Raw genomic sequence first — 15,306 nt, 5'->3', positions numbered from 1 at the left:
TGAAACAGGGGAGCGGTGCTCCCCCATTGAGTTAACGGTTATTTTCCTGCCAGCAGCTTCAGCACTTCCTCTGCCACCGCCGCACCCGACGCCGGGTTTTGCCCGGTGGCCACCCGTTGGTCGCTCAATGCGAATGCGGCCCAGGGTTCAGCCGCTTTCTGATAAAGGGCTCCGCGTTTTTTCAGCTCGGTTTCTGTCAGGTAGGGCACCAGCTTATCCAATTCTGCCAGCTGTTCCTCTTCATTGCTGAAACCGGTGACCTTTTTGCCGTTAATCAGGTAGTCACCGTTGGCCAGTTTGATATTCAACAGGCCGATAGCGCCGTGACACACGGAGGAGACCACGCCACCGCTTTCATAAATCGACTGGCTAAGGGTTTGCAACGCCGGGTTGTCCAGGAAATCCCAGATCACGCCGTGGCCGCCGGCATAGTAGATAGCGCCATAATCGGCGGCGTTGACCTGAGAAGGTTTCAGCGTGGCACCCAGCCGGTTCATAAACGGCTTGTTCTGATACCACTCCCAGTCGGTGGCGTCAGCCATGGCCAGGCTGTGGGGATCGATTGGGGTATAACCGCCTGACGGGCTGACATAGTCAACCTGATAGCCGGCAGCTTCCACTTTCTTCACAAAGTGCACCGCCTCCCCAAGCCACAGGCCGGTGGCGCGATCGATGCTTGGATATTTGGCAATGCTGGTGAGTACCACCAGGATCTTCTTTTTCATCATGCTTCCTCTCGATTGACTGCTTCCATCGGGCTAAAGTATAGCCAATCCGAGAGGTTCAGTTGTCCAGATCGATCTGGAAGTAGTGCATCAGCGCTTCGCGGCGTTCATCTTCCGAATGAAGTGTCGACTCCCGGCGGTGGTGATCTTCGGTGATGATCAGCTTGTTTTCGCTAATGGTCACCCGGCCGTTTTCCGTGGCGTGGGAGCACACCAATTTCTGGGTGAAATGCGACTGTGGTGAGGTGCTGTGGTAATGACACATGTCGGCAAATTCGTCGAGCCGGCGTTTTTGCAGGCTGAAGCGATAGAGCGTTTTGGCGTGCGAACGCTGATCGCCGTTGCGGCGCTCCAGGTAGTAAATCTCGCCTTCCTGTTCCAGGTGGAAGGTGCCGGTGCTTTGTGGTTGTTGCTCGGCGGTGGTGATCATTAGCGGCGTCAGAAAAGAATCCCCAAAACCCACGTCCACTAAATACGGCTGGTCCAGCTCCACCATCAGTGCCATATGGTCGAACTGCGGGCCGAAGCTGCCATCGCGGGCGCGGATCTCACCGGAAATAAAATGAACGCTAAAGCCGATGTCCTGCAACAGCAGAGCAAACAGCCGGTTCAGTTCATAGCAAAAGCCGCCGCGGTTGTGTTCGACAATTTTATTGAACAGCGCTTCTTCTTCCAGATGGATCCCCTGCTGATAAATAATGCTCAGGTTTTCAAAGGGAACCTTCAGCATATGGCCGCGGTGTAATTGTTGCAGCGTCGCAAGGTCGGGCTTGGGGATGCCTGCGAAGCCAATATGTTGCAGGTAGCGTTGTCTGTCCACGGCTTATCTCACAGCAGAAAAATTGAACATAAAATAGTTGGGTTTGGCAAAGTTGTGAGGGCAATAAGTGCTATGTCAGAATGCCGGGGATTTTCCCGCCGCCTGCAGCAGCATATTGACCCAGCGGCGGGTGGTGGAGCTGACGAACGCGCTGTCCGCCCAGCACAGGCGGTATTGGTAGGCGGCGGGCAGTTGTCGGGCGTCGTCAAATACCCGAACCAGCTTGCCGGTGGCCAGGGCATCCTGCGCGACGGCCAGGCTGCCGAGTACGATGCCATTACCTTCTATCGCTTCCTGCAGGGCATGGCCGACGCTGTTAAAGGTGAGAATACCGCGCGGTGCCGTGGTGCCTTCGCCAAAGGCGGCGAACCAATCTTGCCAGCCTGCGATGCCGATTTTCTGTCCATCCTTCCACGGCGAGTGGATCAACTGCGACAGCGCCAAATCGGCGGCCGTGATACGGCTGGGATGTGCTGCGAGAAAGGCCGGGCTGGCTAACGGCGCAAAGGCATCGGCGAGCAGCTCACGGGAGTGCGGCGGCGGGTTGGCCGTTGGGCTATAACGGATGGCAATGTCCGCTTCGCCATTGGCCAGGTCACGCAGGCTTTCATTGGCATCCAGCACCAGTGAAACATCAGGATCGGCACGGCGCAGTGCCGGTAGTCGTACAGCCAGCCAATGGCTGGCAATGCCCAACGTGCAGGTCAGCCTCAGCGTTTGCTGTTGCTCTGGCCGGACGCGATCGCTGGCTTTTTGCAGCAACGTCAGTGCGCGGGTGACGTCGATAGCCAGCTGTTTGCCGGTGTCGTTTAGCGCCACCGCGTTCCCCTTGCGGTGAAACAGCTCGACGCCCAGTTCATTTTCCAGGTGACGTATCTGGCGGCTGACCGCTCCCAGCGTGACGTTCAACTCTTCCGCCGCCTCGGTAAAACTGGCGCAGCGCGCCGCCACCTCGAAAGTATGCAGAGCTTTCAGGGAGGGCAGGCGAGGTTGAGCGTTCAGCTTGAGTTTCATTCAACCATATTGCCAATCTATCGATGTTCCACAAGTGATTTTTTGCTTACTTTTAGGGCAAATTTTCGACGGGAGTATCGAGTGGACATTGTGATGGGGCTGGCTGCCGCACTCTGCTGGGGCGGCACGGATTTTTTGGTCGGTATCAACGCCCGATCAGTGGGGGTGCGCAGGGCGGTATTTTTTTCGCAGGCGATTGGCTTTGTGATTTTCAGCGCCTTATTACCGGCAACGGCGGTTCCTGTCTTTGCGACTTCCGGCGTGGTTTGGGGGTTGGCATTGCTGGCCGCTGCCCTGATCGTAGGCGGTTCACTGGCGCTGTCACAGGCCTTCGCTATTGGCAAGGCGGCGATGGTGGCCCCTCTGGTGACCAGCTACGGTGCGGTTACCACGCTGCTGTCGTGGCTAAGTGGGGAACCTCTGGGGGCGCTGACGCTGACGGGACTGGTTATTTGTTTACTGGGGGTGATGCTGACCGCCGTCATTCCCGCTCGTCAGCCGGGCAACTCTTCGTCGGCCTTACCGGCGATGGCCTTCGCGCTGATCGCCGCATGCTGTTATGGCACCGGTTTTTGGCTGCAGGGGAAATACACGCTGCCGGTGCTGGGGCCGAGTGTCAGCCTGTGGCTCGGCTATACGCTGGGGCTGACGGCTCTACTGGCGCTGAGCGCTAACCGGCGTGCATTGCTGGCGCGTCCCGGCTGGCGGCAGGGCGGGCTGCTGCTGGCTGCCAGTTTGCTCAACCTGGGTGGCTTTAGCGCCTTTGCCGTAGGGGTCGGCGGCGGATCGGTGGCGGTGGTAACGGTGCTTAGCACCCTGTCTGGCGGCATTGCCGCGCTGCTGGGCGCCTTGCTGCTGCGAGAGCGGCTTGCCGGCATACAGTGGCTGGGCGTGTTAACGGTATTGGCCGGTGCCGTGGTGCTGCATTGGCATTAAGCTCCAGCCTCAGCCAATAAATTCCTTACTCCAGCGTGCCGGGATGCATATTTTTCTGCATCCAGTCGCGTAATGATACGACGTCGGGGCGCTCGGCAGTGTCTTCCAGAGTCACCAGATAATAATTCGCGCCGGGTAAAGACAACTCAAAAGGCGCCACCAGCATTTTGCGTTTTATCAAATCTTCTGCCAGCAACTTACTGGCAATAACCACCCCTTGCCCTGCCACCGCGGCCTGCAGCGCATGGGTCTCATCGCTGAAATACAGGCCTCTGGAAATATTCAGGTTCTCCGGCCCGTAACCTTGCCGCCAGTGTTTCCAGTCAGGGCTTTCGGCAGGCACATGCCTGTTCTCAACGTGAAACAGCGTCGTGCGATGCAGGTCATTCAGGGTATTCAAGGCCAGTGCCGGGCTGGCAACCACGATAAACCGATCTTCATACAGCAAGGTACTGTGAAGGCCCATTTCAGCGGTTTCACGATAACGTATGGCCACGTCGACGGTACGCTGCGTTAAGTCGACGCTTTGCACGCTGGTATGCAGGTGTAAATCAATCTCGGGAAATTGTGCCTTAAAGCTTTCAAGGCGCAGCACCAGCCAATTGGTCAAAAAGTTCGAGGTGGTGGTGATGGTCAGTGCCGGCGGTTGTCTGGCCTGATCAATTTTTTTTACCGACTCTTCCAGGGCGGTAAAGGCGGATTGGGTGCCCGTATACAGCAAATGTCCGGCCTCGGTTAACTTCACCCCCTGTGCGTTGCGTTCGAATACGCGGCACTCCAGCATGGATTCAATCAAACGGATTTGATGGCTGACAGCGGTGGCGCTGACATTCAGTTGCCCGGCAGCCTGCTTGAAGCTAAGGCAATCGGCAACCGCATGGAAGGCGCGCAGTGCGCCCAGCGGCGGTAAACGGGAAGATTGCATGATGAGTTATTTTCATCCATGGGTGAAAACTCTGACTTTGATTGCCTGATTATATATGCGATAGGCTCAACATACCTCCTTGTAAGGATGAAATAAATTTTCTATCGCCGCTTTTATATAGTGAGGATCATTATGAGCACGTCTCCTTTATCCGTCCCTTTTACCGCCTCTGCGCAACAGCAGGCGCAAGCTAATGCCGGTATTCTTTTAGTCAGTGGGCTGGTCGCGCAAGTTGCACTGTTACTGAAGCTCTATGCGCTGGAGAACCCGCTGCAGCTGATCGCTTTGCTGGCATGCCTTGGTATTGCCTTTGTTTTGGCCGTATTTTTAATGCAGCTGAAGGTGTTTCTGAGCAAAAGTCGCCTGAGCCTGGTACGCCATGGGTTTGTCATCAGTGCCGTCGGCACCTTGCTGCTGATCCTGGCATTGCATGGTCTGCCAAATGGCCTACCGCTATTTTCGGCAATGGCTATTTCCGGCCTGGGTCAGGGAATGGTTTACAGCGCCGCGATACGTCGAGGTACCAACAACGACGGCCATGTACTGCGCCGACGGGCACTGCTGATTGCAGGGAGTATCCTTGCGGTTGCGGCTGTTCTGCTGATCCAATCGAGTTTTAGCGGAATAACGGGTTTTCCTTACGCTTTTGCGCTGTTGATTGACCTGTCGCTGCTTGCGGCCTTGTACGTAAGGGTAGTCGAACTGGAGAGCTAGCCTTGGGTACGGCCAACCGGTCGCCGGATATAGGTCAAAGGATTCAGCGAGCGCAGGTGCATCTGCAATACTGCGCCACGGCGGAAGAAGTAGTTGAGGATAGTCAGCGACAACAATTCGGTCAGCAGGGTGCTGTAGGCCGCGCCCATCATGCCGTATTGGCGGATCAGGCAGTATGACAGCGGAATATTGATGATAAATACCAGGAACATCTTCTTCGACAAGAAGCCGTAGCCGGAGAAAATCACAATGTATTTGTAGGCCAGGGTACCCAGGGCGGAAAGCAGGGTGGCAACCGCCAACACCCCCATCGCCGGGTAAGCCGCTAAATACTGCTCGCCGTACAGCAGCACTATCACCGGTTTACCCAGCAAAAAGATGCCGGCGACGATAGCGGCGGCAATCGCCAGCACCAGCCCATTGAGTTTGGCGGCGGTGCGCATGGCATCATCGCGTTGATATGCGAATATTTTGGCGAAAAATGAAGTGATAACCGCATCGGTGACAAACATCCAGGCGGTGGCCAGCGTAATGGCAACGGAGTAAATGCCCAGCGCTTCGGCGGAGACGAACCACATCAGGAACAGCTGCGCCAGCCGGGTGTAGATGGCGATGGAGACATTGGAAACCGCCAGGGGCAGGCCGCTGGCGAGCAGATAGCGCACGTATTTGCGGCGAACGCGACCTGGTGCGACAAAGCGCGGATTACGGCGGTGATAGATATGGTGGCGGATCAGATAGGGGATCAAATAAACCATCACGATCGGGATCGCCAGGTAATACAGGTGCAGATCAAAATAAACGATCAGATAACGCGCCAGCAGCGCACTGCCCAGCCCGCTGACGTTGGCCAGCGTATTGAAGCGCGACTCCAGCCGGGCATCATGATAGATGGTGAAGACGTCTCTGAGTGAGAAGAAGCTGGCGACAAAGGTGGCGGCGCAAAAGTAGAAGGTAATGAAATCCTCACGTAGCCCGGTGTAAATCAATATTGCCGCAGAGAACAGTACGAAGCAGCCCTGACGCAGCCGGTTGGTGGAAAACATCAATGCCGTTCCCGAGGCCGGGTTGCGGCTAATCCGCTTGAACAGCACGGTATCTGAGCCCAGCAGCGCCAGCGTTTGAGTAATGGCGAAAATCGCGGTGGCAAAGGTGATTTTGCCAAAGCTTTCCGGGCCGATATATCTCGCCATATAGGCGGTGATAAAAATGACGCCAAGGATAGACACCATTTTTTCGGATATCATCCAAAACGCATTTCTCACGATATTGATATCTATGAATTTTAATTTCATGGTCACTTTCCCTGTTGCATCTTATAATAGGAATCATCCGATTATTTCCTTATCCTCTGTAAGGAATGACTCACAGGGTTTTATAATTAAGATGCAATAATCGGAGTGTCGCAGCATTTATCCCTATGCTAGATTCATGGAAGAAAGAGAAGAATGAGAAAACTCGCAAAACAACTCTATCGGGCCGCGCCCGATTTTATCTATTATCAAGTCAGTCATTATCTTGCCCATGGCGCCTGGATTAACTTCAAACACCCAAAGGCATTTTCAGAGAAAATCTACCGGCGTATGCGCTACCCATGCAGTGATTTCAGTATGTTAGCGGACAAGGTGGCAGTCAGAGACTATATTTCACAGCGGGTATCGGAAAAATACCTAACCCCCATCATTATGATCCGCGATAATTTTACCGAAAAAGATTATCTTTCATTGCCTCAATCGTTTGTTATCAAAACTAATAATGCATCGCAGCAGGTAAAGATAGTCAAAGATAAAAGCGAAGTTACTTTTTCCGAAATTGCGAAAATTCTTAAGGAATGGTCTGGAATAACCTACTGGAAAAGGTTTCGCGAAAAACACTACGCTAATATCCCGCAGAAAATTATCGTCGAGCAGCTATTGGATATAGAAACAGAAGGTGAATTAATTGATTACAAGGTGCATGTTTTTAACGGTGAACAGGCTTATTTATTCGTAGAGCTGTTGCGTGGCGGGCCTGAGCCGACTTCACTGGAGTTTTTGGACGAGCATGCGCATCACTGTTTCTTTACCCAGGCGGATATCCCGCAGATTAATACGCTGAATGAAAAACCGGCGTTCTGGGATGAAATGATCCAGGTGGCGAAAGCCGTTGCGGCAGATCTGGACTATTGCCGCGTCGACTTCTACCTCACCCGCGAGCAAATCTACATTGGTGAACTGACACTGACCCCCGGTGCCGGCAACGAGGTTTACCTGCCGCGTGCGACCAACCTGCTGCTGGGCGAGATGATGTCCAAAGTCGGGTAGTGGCTGCTGCAGCCTTTAGCGGTCATTGTCCGCTGGCGCGATGCTTTGCAGCCACCTGAGAAACTCGGTCGCTTTGGGCTTGTCCAACGTGCGTTGCGGATAAACCAGGTAGTAGGGCTTGCTGAGTGGCAGTGCCGGTTCTGCCAGCGGCACCAGCGTCCCCCTGGCCAGTTCGCGCTGGATCAGCCGCTGCTGGCCGAGCAAAATGCCGTGGCCCTCGACCGCGGCGTCAATCGCCAGTGAGGTCAGGTTATAGGTCAGGCCACGCCGTTGTGGCGGGGGTAATCCGGCGGCACTGAACCAGTCATGCCAGCCCGGCAGGAACTGACTTTCCTTGCCCCAATCCACATGGATCAGCGGCTGTTGGGTCCAGTCGCCGCTGGCCTGTAATTGCGGGCTGCAAACCGGCTGCACGCAGTCCTGAAACAGCCGCACTTTTTCCAACAGCGGGTAGTCCTGATCGCCAAAACACAGGGCAAAGTCCGCCGCTGAACCGGCGAAATCGACTTCGGCATGGGTGGCGTGCAGGCGGATATCTACCTGTGGATGCCGGGCCAGCCAATCGCCGATCGCCGGGTTCAGCCATTTGGACGCCAATGCCGGCAAGGCGAATACCGTCAGCGTTTCCTTGCCCCGCTGGCGATCGACATGCTGTTGTGCCACGCGCAGCGTTTCGAAGGCCTGTTGCACGTAGGCCAGGTAGTCCATTCCCTGCTCGGTCAGCGTCACGCCGCTTTTAGCGCGGATAAACAACACAATACCCAACTGTTGCTCAAGCTGGCGGATCTGTTGGCTGACGGCGGCGGCGGTCAACGCCAGGAGGTCTGCCGCTTTGGCCAGGCTGCCGGTGCGGGCGGCGGTTTCAAACGCCAGAATGGCGTTCAGTTTGGGCAGACGAGGACGGGAAGTTGGGCTCATGGCGGCTATCACTAAGAATTGGTTGGCTCATCCTTAACGTATTTTTGTTATTACGGCAATCCGGTATTCGCTACAGTGGGTTATCCGGCCGCTATGCCTAAGGAGTCTCTGATGCAGCCACTCGCTCATATCGTTGATTTATCCGCCAACCCAATCGGTGACTCTGCCTTTCGGGCACAATGCAAAGCTACACTGGATACGGCGGGGGCGCTGGTGTTGCCGGGCTTTCTGACGGCGGCGGCGCTGGCGACTATCCGTCTGGAAGGGGCGGAGCACAGCCATGCGGCGTTTTATGCCGCCAGCAAGCATAACGTCTACCTCAGGCCGCAGGATGAAACGCTGCCGGCCGATCACGCACGCAACCGGCTGGTGGTCTCGTCAAAGGGCTGCATTACCGATGAGGAGATCCCACCGCAATCGCCGCTGCGCACACTGTATGACGCTCAGCCGTTCCGCGATTTTCTCTGTGCGGTGCTGGAAGAACATTGTCTGTATCCCTATGCCGATCGTCTGTCTTCGATCAATCTGCACTATGCTCATCGCGGGCAGGAACTGGGTTGGCATTTTGACAACTCGTCGTTCGCCATCACGCTGTTGATCCAGAAACCGCAGGCCGGTGGACGCTTTGAATATGTGGAAAACCTGCGCGACGCCGACCGCGGCGAGATGAATTACGCCGGGGTTTCCCAGGTGCTGGACGATGAACGTGCAGTTAAGCCGTTGGCGATGGAGGAGGGGGATTTGGTGCTGTTTCGTGGCCGCAACGCCATGCACAGGGTCACGCCGACCGAAGGTGACATCACCCGCATGCTGGTGGTGCTGGCTTATAATGCACAGCCGGATATCGCGCTGTCGGAAAGCGCCAGAATGACTTTTTACGGCCGGGTATAGGGGAGTAAAACTGCCCCGGTTGGGGCAGTTTTAAAAACTTAGTGATGGGCTTCTTCGTGTGCCTGCTGTTCCAGTTTCACTTCCTGCGCGCGTTTGCGCAGGCCGAACCAGCCCAGCACCAGCAGCACGACCAGCACCGGAATGGTTGCAATGGTCCAGGTGCCGTTCGGGTAGTCAAACGCCATCATGACCACCACCGCCAGCAGGAAAGCCAACGTTAGCCAGGAGGTGACCGGTGCGCCAGGCATCTTGAAGGTAACCGGCTTGGCACGGCCTTCACGCACCGCCTTACGCAGGCGCATCTGGCAGACGATGATAAAGGCCCAGGAGCTGATAATGCCCAGCGAAGCGATGTTCAACACGATCTCAAACACCTGTGAAGGCACCAGATAGTTCAATATCACCCCGAGCACGTAGATACCGCAGGTCACCAGGATCCCGGCGTAAGGTACCTGCTGGCTGCTCATTTTTGCCATAAATTTCGGCGCCGAGCCGCCCATCGACAGCGAGCGCAGAATACGGCCGGTGGAGTACAGGCCCGAGTTCAGGCTGGAGAGTGCGGCGGTCAGCACCACGATGTTCATGATGGTGCCGATATAGGGCACGCCCAGCTTGCTGAAGAAGGTGACGAACGGGCTTTGGCCCGCCTGGTAGGCGTTCCACGGCAGCAGCAGCACCAGCAGCACCACCGAGCCAACGTAGAATAGGCCGATACGCCAGATAACGCTGTTGATAGCCTTTGGCAGCATTTTGGCCGGATCCTTGCACTCGCCGGCGGCGGTACCGATCAGCTCAATTCCGGCGAAGGCGAAGATCACCCCTTGTACCAAAACCAATGCGGGCAGCAGGCCATGCGGGAACATGCCGCCGTTTTCAGTAATCAGGTGTAGACCGGTGGTATTGCCTGCCACCGGGGTGCCGGTGCCGAGCAACACCACGCCAACCACCAGGAACAGAGCGATGGCGACCACTTTGATCAGGGCGAACCAGAACTCCATTTCGGCGAACCACTTCACGCCGATCATGTTCATGGTGGCGACCACCCCGAGGGCGCAGAGGGCAAATAACCACTGCGGCACATCGGCAAAGGTACCCCAGTAGTGCATATACAGCGCTACCGCCGTGATGTCGACGATGCCGGTCATCGCCCAGTTGAGGAAGTACATCCAGCCGGCGACGTAAGAGGCCTTTTCACCGAGAAACTCGCGGGCGTAGGAAACAAAGCTGCCGCTGGTAGGACGGTGTAAAACCAGTTCGCCCAATGCCCGCAGGATGAAGAAAGAGAAGATACCGCAAACCAGATACACCAATGCCAGCGCCGGTCCTGCCAGTTCCAGCCGGCCGCCGGTGCCGAGGAACAGGCCGGTGCCTATTGAACCGCCGATGGCGATCATTTGAATCTGCCGGTTGCCCATGCTTTTGTGATAACCGGATTCGTGAGAGTCTAACCAACGTCTTCTGGCTGCATGTTGCTCATGCGCCGATTTTTTTTGTGATTGCATCGTTCGTCCTGTTTTACCCGTCTGTAAAATTATCCTGCCCCAGCTTCGGAGCAAACGATTGCTAAGACCAACCGTGATGAGAATGAGGTCATGGCATCATTCTGTTGTTTATACCCGTCGCGTTTCGATCTTCAGCAATGAAATTCATAGCGTATATTATATGAACAGCTACCGTTAAATAACGGCGAGGCATGCTACCTTTTCTCTGGAAATGTGGCAAAAAATCCTGCGTATAAATCGTGAACAATTGTGTTTATTTTTTGTTCCATATACAAAAGAACATATTATTCAATAAGATGATTGATTTTATCAAGACGGAAATAACGAGGAATAAAAAGTGATGAAAATCACAGAATAATAATTACCGTGCAAACTACAGGGGATTTTGCTTATTTATTCGCGATGAGAAAAAAGGGGGATAATAAACTTCACTCTGCCTGCGGCGATATTGCCACAGGCGAAGAACATCATGGGAAGGGTGACCGATTTTTAGGCAGATTCTCCGACCGGCAGGGCCGAGGTTGGCAAACCGAATATCTTGTCGAATGCCCAGTTAAACACAAAGGTGTAGCACGGGATAATGACGATCAGCGCCATATCCAACAGCAGCGCCTGCCACAGCGTAATGCCCATCCACCAGGCGATCAGCGGGATCAGATACACCACCAGCGTTAATTGGAAGCCCACGGCATGGATAATGCGGCGCTTGAGCGTACGGCCCCGGGTTGCCTGGCGGCTTTCCCACAGTTCAAACAGTGAGTTATAGATGAAGTTCCAGCTGACGGCTATGGTGGTGATGATCACCGCCAGCGGCCCGGTACTGCTGGGGGCGGTGCCGGAAAGCAATGCCAGCCCGAGTGCGGAGATCGCCATGCCGATAATTTCATAGGCGGTGACATACACCAGTTTGCGTTTAACGCCTTGCATTACTCATCTCCTGACTGATTTTTTGGCTATGCGGTCGGATGACCTTTTGCCGTCTGACGAGTAAGATACCGTCAATCATATTGATAGAAAAAGTCAGGAGCTGTCAGTTTTACTGACAGGTGATGCAATGAACTTTTCCAGCGATAACATTGAGCTGTTTCTGGCGGTACTGGATCGCGGGTCGTTTTCCGCGGCTGCCCGTTCGCTGCGGCGTGTCCCTTCGGCGGTCAGCATGGGGATCGCCAACATGGAAGCGGAACTGGGGTTTCAGTTGTTTGATCGTTCACACCGGGAACCGCTACCCACCCCGCTGGCGTTGGCACTGGCGCCGCATGCGCGGCTGATCGCCGGCCAGCTTAAACAACTGCAGAACCACGCTATCGAATTATCCCAGGGGCTGGAGAGCACCCTGTCGGTGGGGGTTGCCTCGGACATCAACAGCAGTGGCCTGCTGGCTGCGGTCAAAACGCTGGCGGAACGCTACCCGTTGCTGAATATCGAAGTGCTGACCGCTCCGCAGGACGACGTGTTGCATATGCTGCATCAGGGCAGGATTGGCGTTGCTTTGGCGTTTGGCGGGCTTAATATCAACAGCCAGGAGCAGTTCCACTTCGTCGGTGCTGAATCACTGGTTGCTACGCTCTCGCCTTCGCACCCGGCGCTCAACGGGGCGGCAGACGAACTGTTTCTCGAGGATCTGGTTAACGTACGACAGATTATGGTGGCCAGCCGCGATTTGCCGATTACCGATTTGCGGCCGCAGGTGGCGGAATCCTACTGGCGTACCGACAGCCTGCCGATGGCACTGAGCATGGTGGAGGCCGGTTTGGGCTGGGGCAATTTCCCGCTCTCGCTGACCGCGCCCTTGTTGGCGCAACAGCGGCTGGTCAGGCTGAAATTCAAAAACACCAAAAACGAACTGCGCCTGCCGATGCACCTGATCTGGCTGAAGAACAGACCGCTGGAGAAGGCCGCCCATGAACTGGTGACGTTAATGCGGGACAGGCCGCAAGCGGAATAATCCCCGCTATTGCATTGCTTTTATTTTCTTCGCTGAGCTACTTTGAGTGATGGGATCACTATGGGGGCAGCTAGCATGTTAAGCGAGACGGCATTATCGGTACTGAGCATTAGCGGGGCGATTACGCTGGGGGCGATGAGCCCAGGGCAAAGCTTTATTCTGGTGGCGCGTACCGCGGTGGCCTCTTCGCGTCGCGACGGTATGGCGGTAGCGCTGGGAATGGGCGTCGGTTGCTTTATCTTTGCGCTCATTGCCCTGTTGGGGCTGCAATCTTTGCTGCTGGCGCTGCCATGGCTTTACACCACGTTAAAAGTGCTGGGGGGCGCTTATCTTGTCTATCTGGCTTGCAAAATGCTGCGCGGGGCCAGTCAGCCGCTGAGTGTGGAAGCGGTCGGTGAGCAACATCTGGGCTTTCGCAAGGCGTTTACTACCGGCCTGTTGACTCAACTGGGCAACCCCAACACCGCCATTGTGTTCGGCAGTGTGTTTGCCGCGTTGCTCAGCCACAAAATCTCACCGGTGATGTACCTTGTGTTGCCGCTGATCGCGCTGACTATCGATGTGCTGTGGTACGCCTTCGTGGCCTTTGTGCTGTCGTCACCGCGCCCGCGTCGCACCTATCTGCGGTTTAAAGCCTGGTTCGATCGGTTGGGCGGCGGAGTGCTGGCCTTGCTCGGTCTGAAATTGATGTTAAACCGATAACCCTAGTCGGCATGGCGGCGGCGCCACCAAAATCGCAGCAGCAAGATGGCGGCGATCACCAGCGCGCAAAACAGCACGCTGGTCAGCCGTTTGTCGAAGCCCGAGATAAACCGGGCGATCGCTTCACCGCCGAAATAGCCCAGCAACACAAAGATTGTTGCCCACAGGATGGCACCCAGAATATTCAACGGGACAAAGCGCGACGGCGGCAGCTTGCTGGCACCGATTAACACCGGGCCAATAATGCGAAAGCCATACATAAATCGCACGCCAATCACAAACAGCATCGGGTGGCGGGCAATCAGCTTTCTGGCGCGATCAATGCGCTTTTCCTGGCTCTTCATGCGTGAAATCACCTTTCCGCCGAAGCGCCGGCCGAGGAAATACAGGATCTGATCCCCTAGTGTGCCCCCCAATGCCACCACCGCAATCACCCAGGGCAGATGCAGTAACCCCTGATGTGCCGCAATTCCCCCCAGCAAGGTGATGGTTTCGCCTTCGGCCAGACAGCCGATAAACAGCGCCCAGTAGCCGTAGTCCGTAATGTAGTGGGCCAAATCCGCCATACCGCTCCCTTTATGTCTTTAATACATAAGGGTCAGTATACTCTCTGTCAGTCAGCCGCGCCCTGTCGGCGCGACGCACAGTAGAGGAGCAACAGATGTATCAGGATTTTGAGAGCGAACTGAACTGGGCGATGCGCCATATGCCACGTACCCGGGCGGCGGTAGCTGCGTTGCCGGATTTGAGCGGTGTGCGGCTGGCGTGCAATATGCATCTGGATCTGAAAATGGCACCGCTGGTGTCCGGCTTGCTGGACAAGGGCGCGGCGATTTATCTGACCACCTGTAACCCGACCACGGTACAGGATGATGTGGTGGCCTGGCTGGAGCGCCGCGGGGCCGAGGCTTATGCCTGGCGTGATATGAGCGATGCCGAATGGTCAGCCTCCTTTGACCGCGCTTTGGCCTGGGCGCCGACCCATCTGTGCGAAATGGGGGCGGATTTGACCACCCGTCTGCACCAGTCAAACGCCGGCCCGCAGATTATCGCCGGGCTGGAAGCCACCGGTTCCGGCATCAGTAGGTTAAACGGCATGGCGCCGCGTTATCCGATCTTCAACTGGGATGACCTGCCGGTGAAAGAAGGGCTGCATAACCGCCATATGGTTGGCCTGACCGCCTGGCATACCTTCTTCCAGACCACCCATTTGACGCTGCATGAAAAATGCGTGCTGGTGATCGGTTATGGCCTGGTGGGGCAAGGCGTTGCGGCGGCGGCGAAAGCCTACGGTGGGCAGGTGATCGTGGCGGAAATCGATCCGGCGCGGGCGCTACAGGCACGCTATGACGGCTGGGCGGTGCTCGATCTTGCCAGTGCGGTAAGCCAGGCCGATGTGATAGCTACCGCCACCGGGGCGAAAAACGTGCTGTCGGCGCGGCATCTGCAGCAGGCGAAGGACGGGGTGTTCATTCTCAATGTGGGTCATGTGACGGCAGAGATTGATGTTGGCTTCCTGCAAAACCTGCCTCACAGCGAGCCTATGCCGTTTGTAAACGCCTACCAACTGGAAGAGAAAACGCTGTATTTACTGGCCAATGGCTCGATGTTCAACCTGACGGCGGGCTACGGTGACAGTCTTAATGCCTTTGACGTGACGCTGGCCGTGATGGCGGCGGGCATTGGCCATATTGTCGGTGACGGTGCCCGGCAGCAGCCCGGTTTATATCTGTTGCCGCAGTCGGCCTGGCAGCCGGCGCTGTAACTTTTTTCCCGCGGGCGCTGACCCCAGAGCGCTCGCGGTTTGCGCAATTTTCTGTTCGACAGAATTTGTCACAAATCGGCACGTATAATCCCAGTGCCAACTTCAGATCCCTCACATATAATTCGGCCAAATAAGACCTTCAT

At 55.8% G+C, this 15,306-nt stretch carries 16 protein-coding genes; 7 read left to right on the top strand and 9 right to left on the bottom strand.

The features are described from left to right. Positions 1-38: 38 nt before the first annotated feature. The 3 genes from FCL49_RS08115 to FCL49_RS08105 form a co-directional block, all read right to left on the bottom strand. Complete coding sequence (locus tag FCL49_RS08115; protein ID WP_254611006.1) at positions 39-728, bottom strand: type 1 glutamine amidotransferase domain-containing protein; 690 nt, start codon at positions 726-728, stop codon at positions 39-41. A gap of 55 nt (positions 729-783) precedes the next feature. After that, on the bottom strand, positions 784-1,545 hold the full coding sequence (locus FCL49_RS08110) for an arylamine N-acetyltransferase family protein (RefSeq protein ID WP_174353134.1): 762 nt from the start codon (positions 1,543-1,545) through the stop codon (positions 784-786). Between the two features lie 75 nt (positions 1,546-1,620). Continuing rightward, the gene (locus FCL49_RS08105) at positions 1,621-2,559 is read right to left on the bottom strand and encodes a LysR substrate-binding domain-containing protein (RefSeq protein WP_174353133.1); all 939 of its coding nucleotides are present in this window, start codon (positions 2,557-2,559) and stop codon (positions 1,621-1,623) included. A gap of 81 nt (positions 2,560-2,640) precedes the next feature. Between FCL49_RS08105 and FCL49_RS08100 the strand changes: the two genes are divergently transcribed. Continuing rightward, positions 2,641-3,495 (top strand): EamA family transporter, encoded by an 855-nt coding sequence (locus tag FCL49_RS08100; protein WP_368040107.1) that lies wholly within the window; start codon positions 2,641-2,643, stop codon positions 3,493-3,495. Between the two features lie 25 nt (positions 3,496-3,520). Here FCL49_RS08100 and FCL49_RS08095 read toward each other — a convergent pair whose 3' ends face one another. Beyond that, positions 3,521-4,420 (bottom strand): LysR substrate-binding domain-containing protein, encoded by a 900-nt coding sequence (locus tag FCL49_RS08095; RefSeq protein ID WP_174353132.1) that lies wholly within the window; start codon positions 4,418-4,420, stop codon positions 3,521-3,523. Between the two features lie 132 nt (positions 4,421-4,552). Between FCL49_RS08095 and FCL49_RS08090 the strand changes: the two genes are divergently transcribed. Then, positions 4,553-5,134 (top strand): hypothetical protein, encoded by a 582-nt coding sequence (locus FCL49_RS08090; protein WP_174353131.1) that lies wholly within the window; start codon positions 4,553-4,555, stop codon positions 5,132-5,134. Here FCL49_RS08090 and FCL49_RS08085 read toward each other — a convergent pair. After that, positions 5,131-6,429: an oligosaccharide flippase family protein gene (locus FCL49_RS08085; protein ID WP_174353130.1), complete on the bottom strand. Its 1,299-nt coding sequence runs from the start codon at positions 6,427-6,429 to the stop codon at positions 5,131-5,133. The genes FCL49_RS08090 and FCL49_RS08085 overlap by 4 nt on opposite strands. 153 nt (positions 6,430-6,582) lie before the next feature. On the opposite strand from FCL49_RS08085, the gene FCL49_RS08080 reads away from it, so the two are divergent. After that, a complete protein-coding gene (locus FCL49_RS08080) occupies positions 6,583-7,437 on the top strand; it encodes an ATP-grasp fold amidoligase family protein (protein WP_174353129.1) in 855 nt (284 codons plus the stop codon). Positions 7,438-7,452: 15 nt separating this feature from the next. On the opposite strand, the gene FCL49_RS08075 is transcribed toward FCL49_RS08080, so the two are convergent. Continuing rightward, positions 7,453-8,355, bottom strand: coding sequence for a LysR substrate-binding domain-containing protein (locus FCL49_RS08075; RefSeq protein ID WP_174353128.1), 903 nt, complete (start codon positions 8,353-8,355; stop codon positions 7,453-7,455). 111 nt (positions 8,356-8,466) lie between these two features. On the opposite strand from FCL49_RS08075, the gene FCL49_RS08070 reads away from it, so the two are divergent. Then, the gene (locus FCL49_RS08070) at positions 8,467-9,246 is read left to right on the top strand and encodes a HalD/BesD family halogenase (RefSeq protein ID WP_174353127.1); all 780 of its coding nucleotides are present in this window, start codon (positions 8,467-8,469) and stop codon (positions 9,244-9,246) included. A gap of 38 nt (positions 9,247-9,284) precedes the next feature. On the opposite strand, the gene ansP is transcribed toward FCL49_RS08070, so the two are convergent. Then, complete coding sequence (ansP, locus tag FCL49_RS08065) at positions 9,285-10,748, bottom strand: L-asparagine permease (protein WP_174353126.1); 1,464 nt, start codon at positions 10,746-10,748, stop codon at positions 9,285-9,287. 489 nt (positions 10,749-11,237) lie between these two features. After that, entirely contained in the window at positions 11,238-11,675 is a 438-nt protein-coding gene (locus FCL49_RS08060) for a PACE efflux transporter (RefSeq protein WP_174353125.1), read from the bottom strand. A 127-nt stretch (positions 11,676-11,802) separates the two neighbouring features. Here FCL49_RS08060 and FCL49_RS08055 point away from each other — a divergent pair, with 127 nt between their 5' ends. Further along, positions 11,803-12,696 (top strand): LysR family transcriptional regulator, encoded by an 894-nt coding sequence (locus tag FCL49_RS08055; RefSeq protein ID WP_174353124.1) that lies wholly within the window; start codon positions 11,803-11,805, stop codon positions 12,694-12,696. 75 nt (positions 12,697-12,771) lie between these two features. After that, positions 12,772-13,398, top strand: a complete 627-nt coding sequence (locus FCL49_RS08050; RefSeq protein ID WP_174353123.1) for a LysE family translocator — start codon at positions 12,772-12,774, stop codon at positions 13,396-13,398. Positions 13,399-13,400: 2 nt separating this feature from the next. Here the strand turns inward: FCL49_RS08050 and FCL49_RS08045 are convergent, their stop codons facing one another. Further along, positions 13,401-13,964, bottom strand: a complete 564-nt coding sequence (locus FCL49_RS08045) for a DedA family protein (protein ID WP_174353122.1) — start codon at positions 13,962-13,964, stop codon at positions 13,401-13,403. A gap of 95 nt (positions 13,965-14,059) precedes the next feature. Here FCL49_RS08045 and FCL49_RS08040 point away from each other — a divergent pair, with 95 nt between their 5' ends. Beyond that, positions 14,060-15,163: an adenosylhomocysteinase gene (locus FCL49_RS08040; RefSeq protein WP_174353121.1), complete on the top strand. Its 1,104-nt coding sequence runs from the start codon at positions 14,060-14,062 to the stop codon at positions 15,161-15,163. Positions 15,164-15,306 lie beyond the last annotated feature (143 nt).

This window comes from Serratia proteamaculans, assembly GCF_013337185.1.
Classification (GTDB): domain Bacteria; phylum Pseudomonadota; class Gammaproteobacteria; order Enterobacterales; family Enterobacteriaceae; genus Serratia; species Serratia proteamaculans_D.
This window is presented reverse-complemented; position numbering and strand designations above follow the sequence as displayed.